Annotated in this window: 18 protein-coding genes; 10 read left to right on the top strand and 8 right to left on the bottom strand. The window is 69.9% G+C overall.

From position 1 onward, the window contains the following. Window positions 1-37: 37 nt before the first annotated feature. On the top strand, window positions 38-469 hold the full coding sequence (locus tag E1193_RS03635; RefSeq protein WP_132180216.1) for a hypothetical protein: 432 nt from the start codon (window positions 38-40) through the stop codon (window positions 467-469). Between the two features lie 235 nt (window positions 470-704). Here E1193_RS03635 and E1193_RS03630 read toward each other — a convergent pair whose 3' ends face one another. The 3 genes from E1193_RS03630 to E1193_RS03620 all read right to left on the bottom strand — a co-directional run bounded on the left by E1193_RS03630 (window position 705) and on the right by E1193_RS03620 (window position 3,836). Further along, window positions 705-1,466, bottom strand: coding sequence for a sugar transferase (locus E1193_RS03630; protein WP_279433287.1), 762 nt, complete (start codon window positions 1,464-1,466; stop codon window positions 705-707). 35 nt (window positions 1,467-1,501) lie between these two features. Then, window positions 1,502-2,530 carry a capsular biosynthesis protein gene (locus E1193_RS03625; protein WP_243707261.1) on the bottom strand — a complete coding sequence of 343 codons (1,029 nt, stop codon included), beginning with the start codon at window positions 2,528-2,530 and terminating at the stop codon, window positions 1,502-1,504. 211 nt (window positions 2,531-2,741) lie between these two features. Continuing rightward, window positions 2,742-3,836, bottom strand: coding sequence for a glycosyltransferase (locus E1193_RS03620; RefSeq protein ID WP_165945622.1), 1,095 nt, complete (start codon window positions 3,834-3,836; stop codon window positions 2,742-2,744). A 681-nt stretch (window positions 3,837-4,517) separates the two neighbouring features. Here E1193_RS03620 and E1193_RS03615 point away from each other — a divergent pair. From E1193_RS03615 to E1193_RS03590, 6 genes are all read left to right on the top strand, one after another. Then, a complete protein-coding gene (locus tag E1193_RS03615; protein WP_132180212.1) occupies window positions 4,518-6,389 on the top strand; it encodes a nucleoside-diphosphate sugar epimerase/dehydratase in 1,872 nt (623 codons plus the stop codon). 299 nt (window positions 6,390-6,688) lie between these two features. Next, window positions 6,689-7,888: a glycosyltransferase family 4 protein gene (locus E1193_RS03610; RefSeq protein WP_165945621.1), complete on the top strand. Its 1,200-nt coding sequence runs from the start codon at window positions 6,689-6,691 to the stop codon at window positions 7,886-7,888. A 230-nt stretch (window positions 7,889-8,118) separates the two neighbouring features. Continuing rightward, entirely contained in the window at window positions 8,119-9,576 is a 1,458-nt protein-coding gene (locus E1193_RS03605; protein WP_132180208.1) for a hypothetical protein, read from the top strand. Between the two features lie 328 nt (window positions 9,577-9,904). Next, window positions 9,905-11,116: a glycosyltransferase gene (locus tag E1193_RS03600; RefSeq protein ID WP_165945620.1), complete on the top strand. Its 1,212-nt coding sequence runs from the start codon at window positions 9,905-9,907 to the stop codon at window positions 11,114-11,116. Window positions 11,117-11,160: 44 nt separating this feature from the next. Next, window positions 11,161-11,934, top strand: a complete 774-nt coding sequence (locus tag E1193_RS03595; protein WP_132180204.1) for a sugar transferase — start codon at window positions 11,161-11,163, stop codon at window positions 11,932-11,934. Continuing rightward, window positions 11,931-12,845, top strand: a complete 915-nt coding sequence (locus E1193_RS03590) for an NAD(P)-dependent oxidoreductase (protein WP_132180202.1) — start codon at window positions 11,931-11,933, stop codon at window positions 12,843-12,845. The genes E1193_RS03595 and E1193_RS03590 overlap by 4 nt, the downstream gene beginning before the upstream one ends. Window positions 12,846-13,043: 198 nt before the next feature. On the opposite strand, the gene E1193_RS03585 is transcribed toward E1193_RS03590, so the two are convergent. From E1193_RS03585 to glgC, 4 genes are all read right to left on the bottom strand, one after another. Beyond that, a complete protein-coding gene (locus E1193_RS03585; protein WP_243707262.1) occupies window positions 13,044-14,450 on the bottom strand; it encodes a lipopolysaccharide biosynthesis protein in 1,407 nt (468 codons plus the stop codon). A gap of 285 nt (window positions 14,451-14,735) precedes the next feature. After that, window positions 14,736-15,692 (bottom strand): NAD-dependent epimerase/dehydratase family protein, encoded by a 957-nt coding sequence (locus E1193_RS03580; protein ID WP_132180198.1) that lies wholly within the window; start codon window positions 15,690-15,692, stop codon window positions 14,736-14,738. Between the two features lie 246 nt (window positions 15,693-15,938). Further along, on the bottom strand, window positions 15,939-17,582 hold the full coding sequence (gene pgm, locus E1193_RS03575; RefSeq protein ID WP_132180196.1) for a phosphoglucomutase (alpha-D-glucose-1,6-bisphosphate-dependent): 1,644 nt from the start codon (window positions 17,580-17,582) through the stop codon (window positions 15,939-15,941). 73 nt (window positions 17,583-17,655) lie between these two features. After that, entirely contained in the window at window positions 17,656-18,888 is a 1,233-nt protein-coding gene (glgC, locus tag E1193_RS03570) for a glucose-1-phosphate adenylyltransferase (RefSeq protein WP_132180194.1), read from the bottom strand. Between the two features lie 93 nt (window positions 18,889-18,981). On the opposite strand from glgC, the gene glgA reads away from it, so the two are divergent. From glgA to glgB, 3 genes are all read left to right on the top strand, one after another. Further along, the gene (gene glgA / locus E1193_RS03565) at window positions 18,982-20,190 is read left to right on the top strand and encodes a glycogen synthase (RefSeq protein WP_132180192.1); all 1,209 of its coding nucleotides are present in this window, start codon (window positions 18,982-18,984) and stop codon (window positions 20,188-20,190) included. A gap of 166 nt (window positions 20,191-20,356) precedes the next feature. After that, entirely contained in the window at window positions 20,357-22,459 is a 2,103-nt protein-coding gene (locus E1193_RS03560) for an alpha-1,4-glucan--maltose-1-phosphate maltosyltransferase (protein WP_132180190.1), read from the top strand. Continuing rightward, window positions 22,447-24,549: a 1,4-alpha-glucan branching protein GlgB gene (gene glgB / locus E1193_RS03555; protein WP_132180188.1), complete on the top strand. Its 2,103-nt coding sequence runs from the start codon at window positions 22,447-22,449 to the stop codon at window positions 24,547-24,549. Before E1193_RS03560 ends, glgB begins: the two co-directional genes overlap by 13 nt. A gap of 18 nt (window positions 24,550-24,567) precedes the next feature. Here glgB and E1193_RS03550 read toward each other — a convergent pair whose 3' ends face one another. Next, window positions 24,568-25,608, bottom strand: a complete 1,041-nt coding sequence (locus E1193_RS03550; protein ID WP_132180186.1) for a phosphatase domain-containing protein — start codon at window positions 25,606-25,608, stop codon at window positions 24,568-24,570. Window positions 25,609-25,653: the final 45 nt, after the last annotated feature.

Raw genomic sequence — 25,653 nt, 5'->3', positions numbered from 1 at the left:
CGCACTCCGGTGCCCCGGACCGCGTACGGTGTCGGGCATGGCGGAGGACGGCCTGGAGTGGCGGGAGCGGCAGCGCCGCGCGGTGCGGGCGCACGCAGCGGCCGACGCGCGGGAACGCGCGGCCGAGCAGGCGGAGGCGACGGAAATGGTGGCCCGGTTCGCTGCTGAGGCGACGCGGCGCGGCCTGCGCACCGACCGGCTCACCGCGGTGTCCTACGACGGCCGCACCCGGTACCGCACCCACCTCGCCGGCTGGTACATCGACCAGGCCCGCGTCCGCGCGGTGGACACCGCCGGACGTTTCTACCTGCTGGCCGTGCCGGCCAGCCTCCGGTCCCGGCTGCTCGGGACACGGCCAGCGCCGGCGGCGCCACCCCTGGTCGTCGGGCGGGGCGGCCGGGACGGGGAGTCACTGCCGCTGGCGGCCCTGCTCAGCCTGCGACTTGAGGCTGGCGACAGCTGGCGGTGACCGGGGGAGGGCTTCCGATCGGCCCGCTGTCGAGGCCCCGGTCCGGGCCTTGCGCCGTCGATCCGGCGCCAAGCAGATCCCGACGGCGCTCGACGGATCAGGGTGCGACCACCCGGAGGTGCAGCATGTCCGCGCCCAGCCGTGGGACACGCCGTCCGCGAGCTGGCACGGCCGGCAGCGCTCTGGCCCGGCGAGACGGCGGGGCAGCGGAGACACGGGTGGCCCGTGCCTGGCCTCAGACCGGCAGCATCGGTGTCCCGTCCGGCCCCGGTTCGGTGGCCAGGCGTTGCCCGTCGCGGTGGGCGGCGGTGCCGAGGAACTCGCAGCCGGTGGCGACTCCGGGCGCGGAGACACCCTCGCGGGAGAGCACCACCCGTACGGTCGCCGCGAGGATCTTCAGATCCACCAGGAACGAGCGGTTGTCGACGTACTCGACGTCGTACTCGAACTTCTCCTCCCAGCTCAGGCTGTTGCGGCCACGCACCTGCGCCAGGCCGGTGATTCCGGGACGGACCTCGTGCCGGCGGGCCTGTTCCGTGGTGTACCGGTCGAGGTAACGGATCAGCAGCGGGCGCGGCCCGACCAGGCTCATGTCACCGCGCAGCACGTTCCACAACTCCGGTAGTTCGTCGAGGCTGCACGCCCGCAGCCACCTGCCTACCCGGGTGAGCCGGTCGGCGTCAGCCACGAGGCCGCGGTCCGGGTCGACGGGCCGCATGGTGCGGAACTTCACCATCCGGAACAACTCACCGTTGCGGCCAGGGCGAGGGTGCCGAAACATGACTGGCCGGCCCAGCGTCACCAGTACCACCAGCGAGACGGCCAGCAGGACCGGGGCGGCGAGGATCAGCAGGACAGCCGCCACCACCACGTCGAGCAGTCGTTTGTACGGGTCGTACGGGCGGGCGGATGGCGGACGCGGGAGCGACCCGGCTCCGACAGCCGTCAGAGAGCCGGCAGGTCCGTCACCGGCGTCCTCGCAGAAGGACGCCTGCACTGGCGAATGCTCAAGAGAGTTCAGCGAACGCCTGCTCACGCCACCACCGGAACCAGACCCCGCTGCTGGGCAGCCCCGGCGCTGGGATAGATGTCCAGGCAGCTCTGGTCCATCACGGCGTTGGTCCAGGTGAGCATCACCAACTCGCCCACGCCCGAGTTTGCGATCTCGTACTCCCACATCGTTGGTACGTCGACCACGACCTCTTCCTCCCCCGCCACGGTCAGGCGGACGACCGCCTGGTGACCGACGCGACGGAGCAGGATCTCCGCCACGCCGTGAAGGACGAGGATCCGTCTGACCGTCGCCAGGTGGAAACGGCCGACCTGGCACCCACCGGGCCGCATGGTCGACCGCACCACCTCGCCTGGAGCCCCGGCGGTCACCGCCCTGAACGCCTCGTCGGCGGTCTGACGACGGGCCAGGAGGAGATGCCGACTGGGGACCAGGTGGGATCGATAGGTGTTGAAGAGCCGGACCGCATGTCGATCGGTCAACGAGGGGAGGTTTCCGCTGCGGTAGGTGGCGGCGTAGCCGGCGAGGCGCCGGGACAGTTCGGGGACGGTGATGGCGAGTCCTGGCATCGCCGCGTCCCACGGCCCGGATGCGGGCGTTCCGAGCAGCCGCGCCGCGGCATCCGTCACATGCACCAGCGTCAACTCCCGTTCCTCGTGCACCTCGGGTAGGCGACCATCGGCCAGGAGCCCGCAGAACGTCGCGGTCACCCCGTTCCGGAAGGGGCGGCCATGCTCGCCGTACAGGTTGGGCAGTCGAACGTCCTGGAGGTCCGGTCTGGCATCGGCCAGCGTCGCGGCGGCCATCGCCTTGGAGTCGCCGTACGGAGTGCCGTTGCCGGCGAGCACGGAGTTGGCGAACACCACCGAACCCGGCTGCCGAGCACAGCGGCGCAGGCCTCGCGCCAGCGCCACGGCCGCTTTCACGTTTCCCGCCACGACCTCCGTCGGATCGCCCTGGTTGACCCCCGCCAGGTGCAGGACGCGGTCGACCCCTTCGAGTCGGGCGGCCACCACATCCGGGGCTGCGAGATCGGCCTGGCTGATCACTACCGGCTCCGGCCAACCCAGTGCCTCGGCGAGAACGCGTACGTGCCAGCCGAGAAACCCGCCCGCCCCGGTGAGGGCAACGCCGGGCCGGGCGGATTCACTACGAACTGGACTCGCGTTACCAGCGCCCGGCAAGGATTCGCAAATCTTCATAAGCACGTCTTATCAGACCAAGGGTCGACATAGCGGACAAGTCTAGGGACGGGCGGGATCAGGGCTTTTCTGCCCGGACAAGGTCGAGTATCAGTTCCGTGTAGAACGCGGCCACATGGTCCTGACGCCAGTTGTTCAAGGTCTCCGGCCGTAATCTCACGGTCCGCGCGCGCAACTGGGCCAGCAGGGCGGCGGAAACGGCCGCAGCCCGAGGCGGGACCAGGACGATGCCCTCCATCGCCCCGTCGGCGACCGCGCGGATACCCCGGTTGTCCACCGCCACCACTGGCGTACCCATCATCAGGGACTCCGCCACGGCGAGCCCGAAGCCCTCGCGCAGACTCGTCGACAACACCACGTCCGCCGCCTCGAACTCGGCTCCCGGCTCGGCCGTCCAGCCGGCCCGGGTGATGCCCGGCTCCTCCGGCGGATGCCACGCCGGTTCGCCGTCGGCAGTCGATCCCACGATCCGCAGTTCCAGATCTGGCACGCACCGCCGCGCCAGTCGCCAGGCCTCGACCGCGAGGCCGATGTTCTTGTCCGGCGTCAGCCTCGCCAGCACCAGCGCCCGCGGCGGTCGGCCCTGTCGCGGCAGCCGCACCCGCCCGTTCGGACGCAGCCGAAGCGGATCGATTCCCGCGCCGCCGCAGGGCGCGAGGCGCACCTGGGCACGAGGGGCCAAGCGCCGGTAGGTCTCCTGATCGTCACGGTTCGCCGCCACGTACGCGGGGGTGAGCCGGGACATCGCGCTCTCCACTGTGGAGAAGAGGCGCCCGGCCCGATCCTGGCTGCCGAAAAGCGTCCCGTGCACGACCGCCAGGTGCGGGGTGCGGGTGGCCCGGGCCACGACCCGGCCAAGCGCGATCCCGTAGGGAGTGTTCAGGTGCAGCAGACGCGGCCGCTCGGAACGCACGATGCGGGTCAGGTCTCGGCCGGCCCGCGCCACGGTACGCACGCCTTCCCGTCGGAACGGGGTGATCTCGTAAACCTCGTCGAAGCTCTTCTGCAGCGACAGCGGCACTGTTCCCCGACCCGCCACCGCCACTCTCCGGAAGCCGTGCGGCGCGAGCGCGCGGGACACCGGCGCGACGAGGGACTCCAGCGTCGTGCCCAGCGCGGCGAGGAACAGCACGCAGTGATCTCGCTCAGCCACGTCACCCGCTCCTGACCCGCTGGTACGCCCACCAGGCGCGGTGCGGCACGGGAACACTGGTCGGTTCACCCATGAAGAACCTTCTCGTAGTAGCTCATCGCCTCGCCGTGGCTCGACGCCCCGGTCGGACCACTGAATGTGACGTGCCCCAGCTGGCGCGGATGGCGTTGACTGCATCGGAGACAGCAGCCGCGTCGCCGATTGTGAATAATAGAACGTACTGACCAGTTTCGCCCGGAATCAACCCGGCTCGCCTGGCGACCGGACCACCGGCCGGCGCGGCGACCCGCCCGGCGGGGACGCTGCGGCGGCATACACCACCCGGCGACCGCCTCTCGCACGGCCATGCCGCACATTCCGCGACGTGTGCCCCAGCACACCGGGCTGAGCAGACCCGCGAGCCGCCCTGCCGTCCACCCTGCCCCCCCCGGGCATGCCAGCGCGCGCCAACGCCCCGATCGGCCGCAGCCGGGGCTGGTGGTGCCACCCGCCGGCCGCTCTCCGCGCCCGGGGCCACCAACATGAGCGGATCACAGGAGTGAGTCAGGAGTTCGAAAGACCGACCAAAAGTGTGAAAGGCAGGGCAAACCAGTCGGATTCCGATAAGCATCTAGGGGATTCGGGTGGCCCCGGAGCTGCCGCAGGACCGACGGCCACGGACAGGACTGGGAGTCATCACACATGCCGGAAGAACAACGCGTCCCGCAGACCGCGTCGACAGCTGCCCGCCGGACCGGGGAGCATCGCCGTGCCGCCACCTTCCTGGCCACCGATGCCCTCACGTGGGTCGGCGGCTTTGTCGGGGCCGCCTGGATCCGGTACGAGTTCGGGGTCCAGCCCGGCCTGCTGGGCCAGGCGGCCACCATCGGTGCGCTCGCCGCCCTGCTGTACCTGGCGGTCGCCGCGCTGCGTCGGCTCCACTCCGGCCGACACCCGCTGGGCAGCCTGCAGGACGTGCAGGGCGTGGCCGGCACGACGATCACGACAACTGCGATCATCCTGGTTGGCTTGCTGCCGTCCACGGATCGACCGGTGCCGTTGGGCACACCTCTGTTCGGTGGCGCGCTTGCGCTGCTGCTCATGCTCGCTGCCAGGTTCACGTACCGGCACCACCGCGACAGCGCCATGCGCCCCGACATCCAATCCGCCACGCCGGTGCTGCTGTTCGGCCTCGGCAACGCCGGCCAGGGACTACTGCGCGCCATGCTCAGCGACCCGCGCGGCCGCTTCCTGCCCGTCGGCGCGCTCGACGACGATCCAGACAAGCGCGACCTGCGCATCGGCGGAGTACGGGTACTCGGCGGGCGGCACGACATCGCCGGGGCCGTCCGTCGCACCGGTGCCGCCACCGTGATCTTCTCGGCCGGCAGTGGCGACGCCGCCCTGATCCGCCAGATCCGTGAGGCGACCCTCCAGACCGGCGCCGCCTTCAAGGTGCTGCCGCCGGTGCGAGACCTGGTGGACCAGCGAATCAGCGTCACCGACGTACGCGACGTGCAGATCACCGACCTGCTCGGCCGCCGCCAGGTCGTCGCGGACCTCCCGCTGGGCGGCAACGGCATGGCCGGTCGACGGATCCTGGTCACCGGCGCGGGCGGCTCGATCGGTTCCGAACTGTGTCGGCAGCTCATGAAGGCCGACCCGGGCGAGCTGATGATGCTGGACCGGGACGAGTCGGCCCTGCACAGCCTCCAGATGTCGCTGTCCGGCCGAGCCCTGCTGGACGGCCCGGAGTTGATCCTCGCTGACCTGCGGGACGACGAGCGCATCCGACGGGTCATCCAGGAACGCAAGCCGGAGATCATCTTCCACGCGGCGGCCCTGAAGCACCTCACCCTGCTGCAGCGACACCCCGGCGAGGCGGTCAGGACGAACATCTGGGGCACCCTCTCGGTGCTGGACGCCTGCCGCGACGTTGCCAAGTTCGTCAACATCTCCACCGACAAGGCCGCCCACCCGATCAGCGTCCTCGGTTATTCGAAGCGGATCACCGAGCGGTTGACCGCACATGCCGCCTCCCAGTACCCCGGCACCTTCCTCAGCGTCCGGTTCGGCAACGTGCTCAGCAGCCGCGGTTCCGTGGTGACAGCGTTCCAGCGGCAGATCGAAACCGGCCAGCCACTGACCGTCACCCATCCCGAGGTGACCCGCTATCTGATGACTGTGCAGGAGGCGGTGCACCTGGTGCTGCAGGCCGCCGAGATCGGCCGCGGCGGCGAGGCGCTGGTGCTCGACATGGGCGAACCGGTACGCATCGCCGATCTGGCTCGCCAACTGGCCGAGCAGGCCGCGAGCACCGTGCCCATCATCTACACGGGACTACGGCCGGGCGAAAAACTGCACGAGGACCTGTTCGGCCACGGCGAGATCGACATTCGACCGCTGCACCCGCTGATCTCGCACGTGTCGGTGCCACCACTGGACCCAACAGAGGTCAGCGGCCTCGACCCGTACGACGACCCAGAGAAGACCATCGAGCAGCTCACGATGCTCTGCGCCCAGCCACCCAGCATGCTCGTCAGCCCTGCCCGGGAAGCGTCGCTGCCGCACTGACGCCAAGACCGATGGCCCCGCGTCGAGGCGAACGCCGCGCCGTGCCGGCCGCCTGCGTCGTTATCGAGTCGGGGAAAGCCCTGATCAGGAAAGTGCCCGCACGTGAGACCGCTCGACGACAAAGGTGGCCCGAGCCGACCGAGGCCGGCCGCGTGCGGGCCGGCTGCGGAACACCGTCCCGATCAGGAGGACAGCCGTGAAACAGAAAGAGTGTCTCCAGTGAATCGAGAAGGAGTCCCGCAGATGTATCACGTGGGTATTGAGCGGCTATGCCAGGCAGCGCCCCGAAGGAGTGCTCCGTGAGGGTCGTGGTCACCGGCGAGGCCCGGTTCTGCCGGACGCCGGATGGCGCGGTGTGGTCGGTGGAGGGTCCGACCTACTCGTTCTGGACCCGCTACCTGTCGGCCTTCGACCAGGTCAGGGTGGTGGCCCGCGTACAGAACGTACCTGACGTCGGCGACGACGCGCGCCGCGTGGACGGTCCTGACGTGGAGGTGTGGGCCGTTCCCTACTACCTGGGCCCCCGGGAGTACCTGACCGTCAGGCGCGCCGTTCACCGTAGCGTGGCCGCAGCGGCGGAACCACGCGACACGGTAATACTTCGCGTGCCATCCCTGATCGGCACCATATTGGCCAACGTGCGAGAGAAGCACTCGCTGCCATACGCCCTCGAGGTGGTCGGCGATCCCGCCGACGTCCTGTCGTCGAAGGCTGTCAGTCATCCGTTGAACCCGCTCTTCCGCCGCTGGTTCACCACCCGCATGAAGCAACAGTGCCTGCGAGCCGACGCCGTCTCCTACGTCACCGAGCGCTCGTTGCAGGCCCGCTACCCAGCACGGCCTGGCAGTCCGGTCTCCGTCTACTCGAGCATCAACCTGCCGCCGAACGCGTTCCTGTCCACCGCACGCACGGTTCGGCCCGGCGCGGGGCAGGTGAGACTAATCTCCGTCGGCACACTCGCAAGGCCGCACAAGGGCATCGACACGCTACTGGAAGCGCTCTCGCTCTTGGCGCGTTCGGGACTGGACGTCGGTCTTGTGCACATCGGCGACGGGCTTTTTCGCCCTCGACTGGAGCAACTGGCCGCACAACTGCGGGTCGACGATCGGGTCCGCTTCCTCGGGACACTGCCCAGCGGCGAGCCGGTCCGTCGACAGCTCGACGCCGCCGATTTGTTCGTACATCCGTCCCGGGCCGAGGGACTCCCTCGGGCGCTCATCGAGGCAATGGCCCGCGGTCTGCCCGCGGTGGCCACCCGGGTCGGCGGAATCCCCGAACTCCTGCCCGACGAGGATCTCGTGCCGCCGGACGATCCACCCGCTCTCGCAGATGGGATCACCCGCATGCTCCGTGATCCGGAGCTGATGGCAGCCGCCTCGGCGCGCAACCTGACCCAGGCCCGGCAGTACGCGGCAGAGGTGCTTGCCCCCCGACGGGACAGCTTCTACTGGGCCCTGCGATCCATCGTCGCCGACGGCACGCAACCTACTGCCGTCTGAACGAAGCCACAGCATGAATTTGCTACAGAGCCCTGCCGCAGCGCCACATTGCTCAGCTGGCAGTGCATCCACCGGACGCCCTTCCGGCTCAACCCTGAGCTAGCGAAGCCATAATCACCACTGGAACTCGACACTCAATGAAAACGCTCTCTGCAGCTCAGCCGGATCGCCGCACGGATGACACACCGGTGTCAGGGCACTACCGCCCCGAGGCCAGATACACCACCTGGATGATCACGATTTTCGTCGTGACCCTGACAACGATCACGCTGGTCAGCATCGACGATCGGCTACGTCACTGGGCCATGCTTCCGGTGACAGTCTCCGGAGTGCTGATCGGCGTGGACGCGGTCAGCTGTTTGCGCCGCCACCTGGACATCTTCGATCCCCAAGCCCTACTCGGCCTCTTCGGCTTCCATTTCTTCTACCTCGCTCCGATCCTGCACATCGTGTGGGATTATTGGGCACGCTACCTCGAAGCTCCTCCGGACTGGCCAGCAGCGCTCGGCGCGATGTCCATCCTGAACGTGGTTGGTCTTACCATCTATCGGATCGTTCTGCACTTTCCGTCAAAGATTACCCCCTGGCGCTCGAAGCGGCATGCCATAGACCTGCCAGCACTCGGCGTCATCGGTTCGTCCGCAATTCTGATCAGCCTCGCCACCTTCGCCTTCATCATCATGAAGTTCGGCGGGGTGCAGGGCTACCTGTCCACGATGGCGGACCGAACCACCGTTGCCGACAGCACCAGAGGACTCGGCTGGCTGTTCGTCATGGGCGAGGCCTTTCCCATGATGATTTTCGGCCTTGTGGTGATCCGATGGCGACAATCATTGGCCGCCCACCCAAAGCTGGCGTACGCACTCCTGGCGGCCATGGTCGTGCTGCAGACGCTGGCCACCGCAGCGCGGGGATCGCGGAGCAACATCATTTGGCCAGCACTGTTGGGCCTCATTGTCCTGCACCTGGTCGCCTTTCGGATTCCCCGCAGAACACTGCTCGTCTGCCTGCTCATCTTCGGCGTGTTCATGTACGTCGGCGGGCTCTACAAGGGTGCGGGCTCTCAGATTCTCGATGTGACCAAGGGCCAGCGCGGCGCGCAGGAACTCGGAGCTGAGACTGGTCGCGACATCCCGACCCTGATGCTCACCGACCTCGGTCGCGCCGACATCCAGGCGCTGGTCCTTCATCGGAAACAGGAACAAGGCGTTTCGCCCGACAGTCATGGAGTGACATACTTTGGGAATCTGTCGTTCCTGGTTCCGCCACAAATTCTGCCGAGGGAGGCCCGACCAGCAGACAAGGTCGTCGTCGGAACCGATCTACTTTACGGGCCAGGCTCCTTCAAGGCTGGCCTACGAACGACCCGAATTTTCGGACTGGCAGGTGAGGCGGTAATCAACTTCGGCTACGTGGGGGGCATCGCATCGTTCCTCGTCCTTGGCCTGGCGATTAGGGGGGCAAGACGCTTCTACCTACGAGCCAAGCTCAACCAGGATCTGCTGCCGAAACTGGCGGCTGCAGCGATCTGCGTGGGAGTGATACTGTTTCATGGCAGCGACCTGGACAATGTAGCCTGGTACGCACTCAAGCAAGTCCTGCCGATGGCTCTGGTCATTGTGCTGGCTCTGCGGCACACGTCGTCATATCCGTCGATTGCGCCGCTTACCCGGATCTCCCCGAACTAGTACTCCAGCCGGGGATGGTCCGGCGCCATAGGACGGGAAGCAGCATGTCGCGCACCATCGATCAGCCCTGTCCGCACTCCCAATGAGCCGGGGCAGCTAAGGATCTTGAACCCCCATTCACTTGAGTGGAGGCGGTGAATGAGGCGCGAAGAACCGAGCGGCAGTCGCGCATGACGGTGTGGGTGAAACGCCCGTGTCCTCGGCGTGGGGCGTGTCGTTCACCAGGTGATCGCCACTGTGTCCGGCGGCGATGGCTGCGCCGAGATGCGCGGCACCTACGGCCGGTACAGGCAGGTTCCAGCCGAAGAGCAGAAAGGAGAAACCGCGCATGCCGCTGTTCCGGGCGAAGGGTCTCCCCGCTGCCGGTAGTCTCTCGTCGCGAGTGGCGGCAGCCGGTGGAACGCTGGTCGCCACCTCGGCCGGTCCGTTGGCGAACGACGCCACGATCGCCTTCGTGGCGGGGATCGGTATGACCCTTCAGAACATCGTCGCCCCGGTGGCCCGGGCGCTTTCCGCCTATCCGGTCCGCCGGGTCGCCGTGGTGGGTCGAGGCAGTGTAGTGCCCGACCTTTACCAGGACTTCGACGAGGTTTACGAGGTGGCCCCGTTCCGGCGAGCCGGCCCAGCGTCCACGGCGGCGGCGCTCGTCGGACTTCGGCGGATCGTCCGTCGCGAGCGTGTCGACCTGTTGCACCTGCACTCGCCGTTCGGTATCGCGCTCGGCCGTGCCGTCGGCGTCATGACAGGAACACCTCATGTGGCTGTGGTCAGCGGGACGCTGTTCGACAGCCCGACGCGGGCCGGTCGACTGTTCAGCGCGATCGAGGCGACCACGGCCCGGCTGACCCCGACATACATCACGGTAAACCCCGAGGATCGGGAGAGCTACCGTCGCCTCGCGCCGCGTAGCCGGGTAAGCGTGGCACCGTGCGGGGCCGCCGGAATCGATCCGGAGCGCTTCACGGTCACTCGCACCCCGTCTGGCGCCCCGAATCGGCCCCGGCGGCTGCTGTTGATGGGACGCCTCACCAAGGACAAGAACCTCGACCTGGCGGTGGCGGCATGGCGGCTGGCACGACGAGCGCTGCCGGAGATCGAGCTGCGGATCGTCGGATCCACGGCTCCCGGCGAGCCGGCGTGGACGCCCCCCGTGGAATGCGGGCTGACGGTGGAGGCTTGGACGCGGCACCCGGCGGCAGAGCTCGCGGCCGCAGACGTCGTGCTCTCTGCCAGCCCGCGGGAGGGCTTCCCGATGGTCCTGGTCGAGGCCCTGACCGTCGGGACGCCTGTCGTGGCGGTGTCCAACCGCGGTACCCGGGCCTTGGCGCAGCAGGTGGAGGAGGGCCTGACGCTCGTGCCCCCCGACGCCGCGTTGATGGCAGAGGCGCTGCTCCGCCGCCTGGACGGGCCGCCCGTCCGAGTCGCACGCGCGGTGTTGGACTCATGGAGCCTGGCTTCGGTCTCCGCCTTCCATGCCGAACAGATCCTTCGGCACCTTCGGGAAGCCCAGGAACGAACATTAGTGATGCAACATACTTAGAAGCGGCATTACCCGCAATTCTCCGAGGAGGTCGAGTTTCGATCATGGTCTTTCGCGATGCTCCTGAGCGGGCCGCAGCGGCGGTGCCGGATGCCCCAAGCTCCGGCGCTCGCCGACGTCATGACTTCATCAAGCGGCTGTTCGACGTGGTCGTCGCCAGTCTTGCGCTTGTCCTGCTGTCACCGCTCCTGGCTGCGGTGGCGCTTCTGGTGCTGGTGGCGTTCGGCCGCCCGGTGCTGTTCCGTCACACCCGGCCGGGTCTGCACGGAGAACTCTTCGAACTGGTCAAGTTCCGGACGATGCACCACGTGGACCCGTCCCGAGGGCGGGTCACCGACGCCGACCGGCTCACCCCGGTCGGACGTTGGCTACGCGCGACCAGCCTTGACGAGCTGCCGGAGTTGTGGAACGTCCTACGGGGTGAGATGAGTCTGGTGGGCCCACGACCGCACCTCGTGCGGTACCTGGACCTCTACACGAACGAGCAGGCGCGTCGCCACGGCGTCCGTCCGGGCATCACCGGTCTCGCTCAGGTGCGTGGTCGTAATACCCTCTCCTGGGAAGACAAGTTCGCCTATGACGTCGAGTACGTCGATTCGCGATCGTTCGCCCTCGACCTGAGGATCCTGGCCGAGACGGTTCGGGTGGTGCTACGCCGGGAGGGCATCACGGCTCCCGGTTCGGCCACCTGGCACGAGTGGCAGGGCCCGACGCACCCGATCCAGGCGACCGCCGAGGGCGCCCATTCGAGCCCAGCAGCAGCCGCAGCAGATCCCGCACCCACCAACGGTCGTGGGCACTCATGTCACGACAGATGAACGTCCTTCTGTTCGGCGCGTCCGGCTTCCTCGGTCGGCACATCCGCCAGCGCCTCGCCGAGGAGATGACCGTCCACTCACCCACACGCCAGGAGTGTGATCTGGTAACCGTCGACGTCCGCGCCCTCGCGGCACTGCTGACGAGGAAGCGGCCGGACGCGGTGGTCGTCGCGGCCGGGCGCATAGTGGGTTGCGGGCACGAGTTCGTGCTGGCGCACACCGCCGCCGTCGCCAAGCTCGTCGACGCGATGAACCTGGCCGCGTCCGGGGCACGACTGGTGCGGATCGGCTCGGCCGCCGAGTACGGTGCGGTCCCACACGGGCACGCCGTTCGCGAGGACGATCCGGCCGATCCGGTCGGCGAGTACGGCCTCAGCCACCTCGCCGCCACCCGACTGGTCGAACGTGCCGTCACGGCGGGCCGGCTCGACGCCGTGGTGCTGCGGGTGTTCAACCCGATCGGGCCGGGACTGCCCGCCGGCAACCTGCTCGGCCGTACCGCGGCGAGGCTGTGCGAGGCGATTGCCCAGGGTGACGTACGCCTGCCCCTGGGCCTGCACGACACGTGGCGCGACTTCGTCGATGTCCGGGACATCGCCGCGGCGGTACACGCCGCGCTGCGGCCCGAGTTCCCCGGAGCCGTCGTGTTCAACATCGGCAGCGGTCGGGCGGTGGGCACCCCGGAGGTGGTACGGCTGCTCGCCGACGTCGCGGGCTTCACCGGCGAAATCACCTCGGGTGATTTCGCGCCGGACGCCGCCCGCTCGGCTGCGGTGTCGTGGATGTGCGCCGACCTCACCCGCTCCGCCGAATTGCTTGGCTGGTCACCCCGGCACGGCCTGGCGGATTCCCTCACGACGGTCTGGGCCGACGTCGCGGGTTGTCTGGCGTCCAAGCCCGTGACCGTCTGAACACGCCCGGGTGATCCGCCGACCCACGGCGGTCTCCTGGAACGGGTTGCGAGTACACGATCTTGAAGCGCCATGCCGCCGGCCAGCCCTCCTGCTCGCCGACCGCCGACCTGCTCTGGCGGCTGTGTCCCGACCGGGTTCCGGCACTGCCCGCACCCCCGCGACAGCCCGGCATGACCTGCCGGCCGCCCCGGGCTGTCAACCAGATGCCTGCACTGGTCGAGTCGATAGTCTCTTCGCAAGTGCTCGCTTCAGCATCAGGGCTTTCAGCAGACTGTCGCCGCTGGCAGTGATGATCACGGACCAGGCAGCCCCGACCAGTCCGAAACGTGGAATCAGGAGATATCCACCACTCCCGGCGACGGCCACCATGATCATGCTGGCGACCAGTTGGTTGCCGAATTTTCGGAGCGCGTAGAGCGCCGTGTTGAGGAAGAAGACGGCGCCGCGAAGCACTGCGGCAATGGTCAGCAGGATCAGCACCACGGCGTGGCCGTCGTACGGCGCTCCGTAGACGAGGCGGACGGTGGCGGGCCCGGCGCCGATCACCACGGCGACGACCACCGCACCGCAGCACAGAGTTCCCAGGATCAGTTTCAGGGTGAGCGCGGTGAAGGCCGTCACGTCGCCTGCCGCGAACAGCCGGGTGAGCCGGGGCAACAACAACTGACTGATCGCAGCGAAGAGGACGTTGGCGGCGAGCACGATGTAGGCCAGGGCAGCGAAGATACCGAGAGCCGCAGTACCCAACAAATGTCCGGCCAGGTACCGAGGCAGATTCTCCGATAGCGACACCAGGCCGGAGGCTAGGCCGAGCGGCGCTGCGACCACAGCAAGTCGAGCCATCCGGCGCAGCGCCGCTGGGCGGTCCGGCGGCGGGCCGTGGCGAGTCCCACCGGCCGCCACGTCCGTTGTCGGTTCGATGGTGGTCAGCGGCTTCGCGGCCCGGGCGCAGTAGCCGACCGAGCCCGCCAGGGAACCGATGACGGAGCCGATCATCGCCCACCCGATACTCCCGGTCAGTACCAGCAGTGAGACCACTGCCAGGACACTGATCAACCCGTTGGAAATCATGGAGATGGCGATCGGGCGCATCCGCTCATGCCGCTGGAACAGTCCCCAGTAGATGTCGCCGACGGCATCGAGGGCCTTGGCGACGCCGACCAGCAGCACGACGACCCCAGCAGCCGGGCCGACGAACGCCGCAATGACACCGATCAGCAGCAGCGCGACGACCATGCCGGACGTCCGAAGCCGAAGGTAGTCGTTGAAGCTGAAGAGCGGGCCAGTGTCCGTCACCTGTACCGTTCGCAGCCCGAAGCCGGCCAGCAGGATGACCGGCGCGCCAACCGCAAGCCCCAGGGCGTACTGGCCAACCATCTCCGGTGTGCCGAGACGCGACAGCAGCACCATGACCGCCCACTGCGCCACCTGGGCCACGATGAGGCCGAGTAGGCTCCAGGTCATCCCGCTGGCGGCCTTGCCCAGCCCCGCCCGCGCTTCACCGCCCGGAACCGACTCCGTCTGACGGGGGTCGCGGGACCGATCGACGGGAAAGGTGACCGACCGGCCCCGGGAGGCGCCTCCCACCACCCGCTCCTCCATCTTCTCCAACTGCCTCCGTCCGAACAAGATGCCATCGGCGTCGGCCCGGTAGGGCACGTGGGACGGCACCGGAAGCGCTACCAGCACCAGTACGCCGGATCGTCGGCCGTGCGACCGTGGCCTGGCCCACTAGGGAGAACTGGCGCAGCGCCGTGTCAACGGGGCCACGACCCACACCCCGCGCGTACGCTGAGACCGCCTGTGCCCCAGCTCGGCAACCTCTACCCGTCGCGGGCCGGACGGGCGCGCCGGGAGGCGAGCTGTTTCACCCGGCTCGCTGCCGAATCACCGTGGCGCGCTGGGTTCGACGCCCAGCCGCCTGGCCATCCACTCGACGGTCGCCCGGAGACCGTCGACCCGGGCGACCGGCGCGACGTCCGGAAACAGCTCCCGCAATGTGCTGTTGTCGGCCAGCGAGTGCGGGACGTCGCCGATGCGGGGCGGGGCGTACTCCCGGACGACCGGCCGTCCCAGCAGCTCGCTGAGTTCGTCGAGGACCTCCAGCAGGCTGGCCCGCGCCCCGAACGCGAGGTTGACCGGATGCGGGTGGTGCACCCGACGACGGAGCGCGTCGAGGATGACCTGGCACACCGAGCCGACAAAGGTGAAGTCGCGGGACTGTGTGCCGTCGCCGTGCAGCACGACGGGCGCTCCACACAGGGCCGCGTGGACGAACCGAGGGATGACGGCGGCGTAGGCGTGGTCATGCCGCTGGCCCGGACCGAACACGTTGAAGAACCGGAAGGCCAGTGTCGGCAGGCCGAACGATGCCTGGTGGGCGAGGGCGTACGCCTCGGTGGCGAGCTTGCTGGCGGCGTACGGACTCATCGGCCGGGTCCAGGTCAGCTCCGCCTTCGGCAGCACCGGGTTCATGCCGTAGACCGACGAGGAGGAGGCGACCAGGACGTGGCCGACGTCGTGCCGTCGTGCCGCCTCGAGGACCATGAGGGTGCCCGTGGCGTTTGCGTGGTGGGAGGCCACCGGATCGCGCAGCGAGCGGGGCACACTGGGCAGCGCGGCTAGGTGGACGACCGCCTCCCGTCCGGCCATCGCCGTATCCAGGGCGGCGCGGTCCAGGATCGAGCCCTCGACAAGGTTGACGTCCAGCCCGTCAAGGTTGCCGCGCAGCCCGACAGACAGGTCGTCGAGAACGGTCACCTCTTTGACGGCGGGCTCGACCAGCGCGGCGCGGGCCAAGTTGGACCCGATGAAGCCGGCCCCGCCTGTGATCAGAATGCGCATCGACAATCCCCCGGTGTGTGAATCGATCACTTGTACATCGAGCGAGACCGGGTTCCGTAACGGGAGAATCGCGCAATCTCGGCTAGCCCGTCCGCGCCGAGGGCCGGCACCTCCCGCTCAGGTGCTCTCCCTGACGAGACCAACCAGCTGGATCTGCCTGTCGCACCACGACAGGTCGACCGGCATCTCGTTCATCCCGTGCGGGACGAACGGTCCAACCCCATGGCAGCGGCCACGACGGGCGGCTCAGGCTCGCCGCAGCACCTCACCAACCAGGTCCTCGGCCTCCTGCTGGATCCGGGCCAGGTGCTCCGGGCCCCGGAACGACTCGGCGTAGATCTTGTAGACGTCCTCCGTACCCGAGGGGCGGGCGGCGAACCAGCCGGACTCCGTGGCCACCTTGAGCCCGCCGATCGGCGCGCCGTTGCCGGGGGCGGTGGTGAGCGTCGCGGTGATCAGCTCCCCGGCCAGCTCGGTCGCGGTCACCTGCTCGGGCGAGAGCTTGGCGAGCACGGCCTTCTGCTCCCGGGTGGCCGGCGCGTCGATCCGCGCGTACGTGGGCGCGCCGTGGCGCCCGGCCAGCTCGGACCAGTGCTCGCTCGGGGTCCGCCCGGTGGTCGCCATGATCTCGGCGGCGAGCAGGCAGAGCAGGATGCCGTCCTTGTCGGTGGTCCAGGTACTCCCGTCGCGGCGCAGGAACGACGCGCCCGCGCTCTCCTCGCCGCCGAAGCCGACCGCGCCGTCGAGCAGACCGGCCACAAACCACTTGAAGCCGACCGGGACCTCCAAGAGGGGGCGTCCCAGGTCGGCGGCGACCCGGTCGATCATGGAGGAGGAGACCAGGGTCTTGCCGACCGCGGCGGCCGGCCCCCACTGCGTGCGGGTGCGGAACAGGTGGCCGATGGCGACCGCCAGGTAGTGGTTGGGGTTCATCAGGCCGCCGTCGGGGGTGACGATGCCGTGCCGGTCGGCGTCGGCGTCGTTGCCGGTGGAGACCTGGAAGTCGGCGCGGGCCGCGATCAGCGACGCCATCGCGTTCGGCGAGGAGCAGTCCATCCGGATCTTGCCGTCACCGTCGAGAGTCATGAACCGCCAGGTCGGATCGACCGTCGGATTGACCACGGTGAGGTCGAGGCGGTGCCGCTCGGCGATCTCCCCCCAGTACGCGACGCTAGCCCCGCCCATCGGGTCGGCGCCGATGCGGACCCCGGCGTGCCGGATGGCGTCGAGGTCGATCGCGGCGGGCAGGTCGTCGACGTAGTGGGCGAGGAAGTCGTACCCGCCGGTGGTGTCGGCGGCGCGGGCGCGCGCGTACGGGATCCGCCGCACCTCCTTGAGCCCGGCGGCGAGGATCGCGTTGGCCCGGTCCTGGATCCACGACGTGACGTCGGTGTCGGCCGGGCCACCGTGGGTGGGGTTGTACTTGAAGCCGCCGTCGTCGGGCGGGTTGTGCGACGGAGTGATCACGATGCCGTCGGCGAGCCCGCTGGTGCGCCCCCGGTTGTGGGCCAGCACGGCGTGCGACAGGGCTGGGGTGGGGGTGTAGCCGTCCCGGCTGTCCGCCAGCACGGTCACGTCGTTGGCGGCCAGCACCTCCAGCGCGCTCACCGCGGCGGGGGAGGACAGGGCGTGGGTGTCCCGAGCCAGGAAGAGCGGGCCGTCGACGCCGCGCTCGCGCCGGTAGTCGCAGAGCGCCTGGGTGACCGCGAGGATGTGATCCTCGTTGAACGCGGACCGCAGGCTCGACCCGCGGTGCCCCGAGGTACCGAAGGAGACCTGCTGCGCCGGGTTCTCCGGATCGGGATGCTCGGCGTAGTAAGCGGTCACCAGCTTCGGCACGTCGACCAGGTCGGCGGGGTCGGCGGGCTGGCCGGCGCGGGGGTGGGTCACTGCGGCAACCTCCTGGAGCGGGTCGGACGTCGACTCTTTCCCGGCGAAGGGGCGGGTCACACGTGGCGGATGCTCACGGCTCGACCCGCTGCCCCTTGCCGATCACCACGATGCCGTTGTCGGAGACGGTGTAGCGCTGCCGGTCCTTCTCCAGGTCGACGCCGATCTCCGCGCCCTCGGGGACGAAGACGTTCTTGTCGAGGATGGCCCGGCGCACCACCGCGTGCCGGCCGATCTCGACGCCCTCCATCAGCACGGCGCCGTCGACGTGCGCCCAGGAGTGCACCTTCACCTTCGGCGAGACGATCGAGTTCTCCACCAACGAACCGGAGATGACCGCGCCGGGCGAGATCATCGAGGCGACCGCCCGACCGACCCGCTCCCCCCACTGGTGGACGAACTTGGCGGGCGGGAACGGCGGCTGCTCAGTGTAGATGGGCCACTCGAAGTTGTAGAGGTTGAACACCGGGTGCACGTTGATCAGATCCATGTGGGCGTCGTAGAAGGAGTCCAGCGTCCCCACGTCGCGCCAGTAGCCGCGGTCGCGGTCGGTGCTGCCCGGCACCTCGTTGTCGCGGAAGTCGTAGACGTTGGCCTCGCCCCGCTCGACCAGCATCGGGATGATGCTGCCGCCCATGTCGTGCTTGCTGGTCTTGTCCTCCGCGTCGCGCTCGACGGCCTCGCAGAGCGCGCGGGTGCTGAAGACGTAGTTGCCCATCGAGGCGTAGATCTGGTCCGGCGCGTCGGGCAGGCCGACCGCGTCGGTGGGCTTCTCGCGGAACGCCCGGATCCGCCGGCCGTCCTCGCCGACCTCGATCACCCCGAACTGGTCGGCCATCGACAGCGGCTGCCGGATGCCGGCCACGGTCACCGCCGCGCCGGAGGCGATGTGGTCCTCCACCATCTGCCGCGGATCCATCCGGTAGATGTGGTCGGCACCGAAGACGATCACGTGGTCCGGCTGCTCGTCGTTGATCAGGTTGAAGCTCTGGTAGATCGCGTCGGCGGACCCGGCGAACCACCACGGGCCGCGGCGCTGCTGCGCCGGCACCGGGGTGACGTAGTTGCCGAGCAGGGTCGACATCCGCCACGTCTTGGTGATGTGCCGGTCCAGTGAGTGGGACTTGTACTGGGTCAGCACGACGATCTTGAGGAAGCCGGCGTTCGCCAGGTTGGACAGGACGAAGTCGACCATGCGGTACATCCCGCCGAACGGGACGGCGGGCTTGGCCCGGTCCGTGGTGAGCGGCATCAGGCGCTTGCCCTCTCCGCCAGCCAGGACGATCGCGAGCACCTTGGCAGCCATGCCCCGACGCTATCCATCCGGCCGCGAGTTCACCACTCCTACCGGCCGCTTCTCCTTCCGTACGGGGCATGTTTCTGCACTAAGGTGCCGGGCATGAGCGATCTCGTACCGCTGCGCGTCGACCTGCTCACCCGGGAGTATCCGCCGGAGGTGTACGGCGGGGCCGGCGTGCACGTCGAGTACCTGTCCCGGGAGCTGCGCCGGCTCGCGAACGTGCGGGTGCACTGCTTCGGCGCGCCGCGCACGGAGCCGGGCGTCGTCGCGTACGCCGAACCGGCCGGCCTGTCCGGCGCGAACGCCGCGCTGCGCACCATGGGCGTGGATCTGGAGATGGCGGCGGGCTGCGCTGGCACGGACGTGGTACACAGCCACACCTGGTACGCCAACCTGGCCGGGCACGCCGCGAAACTGCTGCACGGGGTGCCACACGTGGTCACCGCGCACAGCCTGGAGCCGCTGCGACCGTGGAAGGCCGAACAGCTCGGCGGCGGGTACGCGCTCTCCTCGTGGTGCGAGCGGACGGCCTACGAGGCCGCCGACGCGATCATCGCGGTCAGCGCCGGGATGCGCCGGGACGTGCTGGCCGCGTACCCACAGGTGGATCCGGACCGGGTCCGGGTGGTCCACAACGGCATCGACACCGCGCAGTACGCCCCGGACCCGGGCACCGACGTGGTGGACCGCCTCGGCATCGACCCGGCCCGGCCGAGCGTGGTGTACGTGGGCCGGATCACCCGGCAGAAGGGCCTGCCGTACCTGCTGCGTGCCGCCCGGGAGCTGCCCGCCGACACCCAGCTGGTGCTGCTGGCCGGGGCGCCCGACACGCCCGAGATCGCCGCCGAGGTGGAGAAGCTGGTCGCCGAGTTGCGGGCGAACCGCTCGGGCGTGGTGTGGGTGGCCGAGATGCTGCCCAAGCACGAGGTCATCCAGGTGCTCACCCACGCGACGATCTTCGTCTGCCCCTCGGTGTACGAGCCGATGGGCATCGTGAACCTGGAGGCGATGGCCTGCGAGACGGCGGTGGTGGCGACCGCGACCGGCGGCATCCCGGAGGTGGTGGCCGACGGCGAGACCGGCCTGCTGGTGCCGATCGAGCAGGCGGCCGACGGCTCCGGAACACCACTGACGCCGGAGAAGTTCGTCGCCGACCTGGCGGCGGCCATGAACGCGCTGCTCGCCGACCCGGCGCGCACCGCCGAGTTCGGCCGGGCCGGCCGGCGGCGGGCGGTGGAACACTTCTCCTGGGACGCCGTCGCCGCGCGCACCCTCGACATCTACCGATCCGTCGGCGCCGCCGGCTGACGGGTGCCCGATCCGGGACGCGGCAGGCGAGTCGTGGCATGTCGGGCGATCCTCGCGCCGGCACACCGCCACCTGCCGCGACTCGCCCGACAGCCGGGGCGGCCCGACAGGTGGGCAGGGGGACTCGACTCGAGCGCGAAGCGATCTCGCGCAGTAGGTTGAGCGGGTGAGCGGACGGTTCCCCATCGAAGACGTCTCCCCCGCCGTCGCCTGCGGCCACTACCCCGCCAGGGCGGTCGTCGGCGAGGTGGTGCCGGTGTCGGCCCGCGCCTACCGCGAGGGCCACGACGCGCTCGGCTGCAACGTGGTCTGGCGAGGGCCGGACGGCGCGGCCCGACCGTTCACCCGGATGCGTCCGGGTGAGGCCGGGCAGGACCGGTGGCACGCCACCATCCGCCCGGACGCCGTCGGCGAATGGACCTTCACCGTCGAGGCGTTCCAGGACCCGTACCTGACCTGGCAGAACGCGGTGACGAAGAAGCTGGCCGCCGGGCAGGGCGTCGAGGACCTCGCCAACGACCTGGCCGAGGGCGAACGCGTGCTGGAGGCCGCGCTCAAGCTGGTTCCGGCGGCCGACGGCACGCGGGTGCGGACCGCGATCGCCGCGCTGGGCGACACCGGGCGGGAGCTGCCCCGGCGGGTGGCCCCGGCGCTGGAGCTGGCCGACCTGCTCTGGGTGTACCCGGTGCGGGAGCTGGTCACCACCGGCGAGGAGCGTCGGCTCTGGGTGGACCGGCCCCGGGCGCTCTTCTCCGCCTGGTACGAGTTCTTCCCCCGCTCCGAGGGGGCGATCCCGGCGACCGTCGACGCCCCGGCGCGGTCCGGCACCTTCGTCACCGCGATGGACCGGCTGCCCGGGGTCGCGGCGATGGGCTTCGACGTGCTCTACCTGCCGCCGATCCACCCGATCGGGCGGGTCAACCGCAAGGGCCGGAACAACTCCCTCACCGCCGGCCCGGACGACGTGGGTTCGCCGTGGGCCATCGGCGCGGCCGAGGGCGGGCACGACGCCATCCACCCCGACCTCGGCGAGCCGGATGACTTCCGCGATTTCGTCGCCGCCGCCGCCGACGCCGGCCTGGAGGTGGCGATGGACCTGGCGTTGCAGTGCGCGCCGGACCACCCCTGGGTGGCCGCACACCCGGAGTGGTTCACCACCCGGGCCGACGGCAGCATCGCGTACGCGGAGAACCCGCCGAAGAAGTACCAGGACATCTACCCGCTGAACTTCGACAACGACCCCGAGGGCATCCGGGCGGAGATCCTGCGGGTGGTGCTGCACTGGGTGGGCGAGGGTATCCGGATCTTCCGGGTGGACAACCCGCACACCAAGCCGTTCGACTTCTGGCACTGGCTGATCTGGGAGGTCAAGAAGGTCGACCCGGACGTGCTGTTCCTGGCCGAGGCGTTCACCCGGCCGGCGATCATGCACGGGCTCGGCAAGATCGGCTTCACCCAGTCGTACACCTACTTCACCTGGCGCACGACGGCGGCCGAGATGCGGGCGTACTGCGAGGAACTGGTCGCCGCCGCCGACTACATGCGGCCCAACTTCTGGCCCAACACGCCGGACATCCTGCACGAGTCGCTGCAGCACGGCGGGCCGCCGATGTTCAAGATCCGGGCGGTGCTGGCCGCGCTTCTCTCCCCCTCCTGGGGCATGTACGCCGGCTACGAGCTGTTCGAACACGTGGCCCGCCCCGGCGCCGAGGAGTACCTCGACAACGAGAAGTACGAGCTGCGGCCCCGGGACTGGGCCGGTGCGCAGGCGAAGGGCCGTTCCCTGGCCCCGTTCGTCGCCACCCTCAACCGGGTACGCCGGGACAACCCGGCCCTGCACCGGCTGCGCAACCTGGTCTTCCACGACATCGACAACCCGGCGCTGCTGTGCTGGTCCAAGCACGACCCGGACACCGGCAACACCGTCCTGGTCATCTGCTCGTTCGACTCCCACACGGTGCAGTGGGGCAACACCACGCTGGACATGCCGGCGCTCGGCCTCGACTGGCACGACCGGTTCACCATCCACGACGAGCTGACCGGGGCCAGCTACGAGTGGGGCCAGCGCAACGCGGTCCGGCTCGACCCGTACCTGCAACCCGCGCACGTGTTCGTCGTACGCCGTCCGGCGACGGCGTACGAACCGGCGCCGGCCGGCCACGTGCCGGCCGACCTCACCGTCACCGACGTGCCGGCCGGCCTGTCCGGCGGCACCGCCCCGACCGCACCCGCACCCGCACCGGAGGACGACACCCGATGGACCAGCTGATCGCCGGTGCGGCGCACGACCCGCACGCCCTGCTCGGCGCGCACCCCGCCGGTGGGCGCACGACGATCCGCGCGATGCGCCGGGGCGCCGGCGACGTCGCCGTGATCGTCGACGGGGAACGGCACCCGATGAAACGGGTGCACGACGTCGGCGTCTTCGAGACGGTGCTGCCGGGCGAGGTGCTCGACTACCGGGTGGAGGCCGACGGGCGGGTCGGCGACGACCCCTACCGCTACCCGCCCACCCTCGGCGACCTGGACCTGCACCTGATCGGCGAGGGGCGGCACGAGCGGCTCTGGGAGGCGCTCGGCGCCCGGGTCCTCGACGGGGGTGTGGCCTTCACGGTGTGGGCGCCCAACGCGCGCGGGGTGCGGGTGGTCGGCGACTTCACCGGATGGGGCCCGGACGACGGCTGGCCGATGCGCTCGCTCGGCGCCAGCGGGGTCTGGGAGATCTTCGTGCCCGACGTGGCGCCCGGCGCGCGGTACAAGTATCGGATCCTCGGCGCGGACGGGCGCTGGCGGGACAAGGCCGACCCGCTCGCGGCGTACGCGGAGGTGCCGCCGGCGACCGCGTCGGTGGTGCACCACTCGACGTACGAGTGGGGCGACGCGGTGTGGCTGGCGCGGCGGGCGACCCGGCAGCCGCACCAGGAGCCGATGAGCGTCTACGAGGTGCACCTCGGCTCGTGGCGACCCGGCCTCGGCTACCGGGAGCTGGCCGAGCAGCTCACCGCGTACGTCACCGAGATGGGCTTCACCCATGTGGAGTTCCTGCCGGTCATGGAGCACCCGTTCGGCGGGTCGTGGGGCTACCAGGTCACCGGCTACTTCGCCCCCACCTCCCGGTTCGGCGACCCGGACGACTTCCGGCACCTCGTCGACACCCTGCACCGCGCCGGCGTCGGAGTGATCCTCGACTGGGTGCCGGCGCACTTCCCCAAGGACGACTGGGCGCTGGGCCGCTTCGACGGTACCGCGCTCTACGAGCACCCCGACCCGCGCCGTGGCGAGCACCCCGACTGGGGCACGTACGTGTTCGACTTCGGCCGCCGCGAGGTGCGCAACTTCCTGGTCGCCAACGCGCTCTACTGGTGCGAGCAGTTCCACGTCGACGGGCTGCGGGTGGACGCCGTCGCCTCGATGCTCTACCTGGACTACTCCCGCCCCGAGGGCCAGTGGCTGCCCAACGTGCACGGCGGCCGGGAGAACCTGGAGGCGATCGCCTTCATGCAGGAGGTCAACGCCACCGTCTACAAGCACCACGCCGGGGTGGTGATGATCGCCGAGGAGTCCACGGCCTGGCCCGGGGTGACCCGCTCCACCGCCGAGGGCGGGCTCGGCTTCGGGTTCAAGTGGAACATGGGCTGGATGCACGACACCCTGCTCTACACCTCGAAGGACCCGATCTACCGCCAGCACCACCACCACCAGCTGACCTTCTCCCTGGCCTACGCCTTCAGCGAGAACTACGTGCTGCCGATCAGCCACGACGAGGTGGTGCACGGCAAGGGATCGCTGAGCGCGAAGATGCCCGGGGACACCTGGCAGCGGTTGGCGAACGTACGGGCGCTGCTGGCGTACATGTGGGCGCACCCGGGCAAGCAGTTGCTCTTCATGGGCTGCGAGCTGGCCGACGACCGGGAGTGGAGCGAGGAACGTGGCCTCGACTGGCACCTGCTGCACGACCCGGCCCGGGCCGGCGTGCGGCGGCTTGTCAGCGACCTCAACGCCGCGTACCGGGCCACCCCCGCGCTCTGGGCGCAGGACATCGAGCCGGCCGGGTTCCGCTGGATCGCCGGCGACGACGTCGCCAACAACACCGTCTCGTTCGTCCGGATCGCCCCCGACGGCGCCACCCTGGTGTGCGTGACGAACTTCTCCGCCCGGCCTCTGGAGGACTACCGGGTCGGGCTGCCCGCGGCCGGCACCTGGACCGAGGTGATCAACACCGACGCGCAGCACTACGGCGGGTCGGGGGTGGGCAACCTCGGCGCGGTGCACGCACAGGGCGTCCCCTGGCACGGGATGCCCGCCTCGGCCCCGCTGCGCGTCCCCCCGCTCGGCGTCCTCTGGCTGCGCCGTGACTGACCCGGGCCCGGGGACCGCTCAGACCAGGCCCGCGTCGCGGAGGAGTTTCCACAGGCCGGCGCCGTCCGGAGCGGCGAGCCACTTCTGCCCCACCGGACCGGTCGAGGATTGACCCGCCGGGGCGGGCAGGCTGCCGGCGAGCACCGACTGGGTGGGTGAGAGCCGCCGGATCGCCACCCCGGCGACGTTGTCCGGGTGGGCGGCGGCGAACTCCCGGTAGATCTCCTGGTCGTGCTGCCCGTCGTCGCCGAGGAGCAGCCAGCGCACCTCCGGGAACTCCCGGGCCAGGCGGGCCAGGGTGGCCCGCTTGTGCTCCCGGCCACTGCGGAACCACCGGTCGGCGGTCGGGCCCCAGTCGGTGAGCAGCAGCGGGCCGGCCGGGTAGAGGTGCCGGGACAGGAACCGGGTCAGCGTCGGGGCGACGTTCCACGCCCCGGTGGACAGGTAGAGCACGGGCGCCCCGGGATGGGCGGTGACCAGCCGCTCGTACAGCACGGCCATGCCGGGCACCGCGGCCCGGGCGTGCTCGTCGAGGACGAAGGTGTTCCAGGCCGCCAGCAGGGGCCGGGGTAGCGCGGTCACCATGACCGTGTCGTCGATGTCGGAGAGGATGCCGAACCGCACGTCCGGGTGGAGGACCCGGATCAGAGCCTCCGCCGGCTCGGCGTCGGGCACGCTGAGGCGTACCGACGACCAGCCGGGAGTGAAGTCACCCTCGATGACGGTGTCGACGAAGCCGCTACGGTCGGCCTGCGCCTCGTGGACGGTCCCACCGGCCTCGATCCGCACCGTGACGTGCTTTGCGGGCAGGGTGGTGAAGCTGCGCCAGCCACGCACCTTCTCCAGCCGGCCGCGCTGGCGGGTGTCCGGGCGGCCGAGCAGCACCCGGCACAGCACCCGCGCCCAGCCGGGGGCGCCGTAGCCGGCGTACGCCACGATGTTGATCCGCCACCCGGTGCGGCGGAGCCGGCGCTCCACCAACTGGTGCACGGCGTCCTCGATCCGCGCTGCCCGGTGCAGGTTCGGTACGGCCAACTGGCCTGCGGGAGTGGGTGGCACAGAGCAACCCTGCCACACCCCGCCCCAACCGGCCACGCGAGGAGT

It is taken from the genome of Micromonospora sp. KC606, from assembly GCF_004348675.1.
In the GTDB taxonomy this organism is placed as follows: Bacteria; Actinomycetota; Actinomycetes; order Mycobacteriales; family Micromonosporaceae; genus Micromonospora.
Note: the sequence above shows the minus strand (reverse complement) of the source record. Positions and strands in the feature narration are given on the sequence as shown.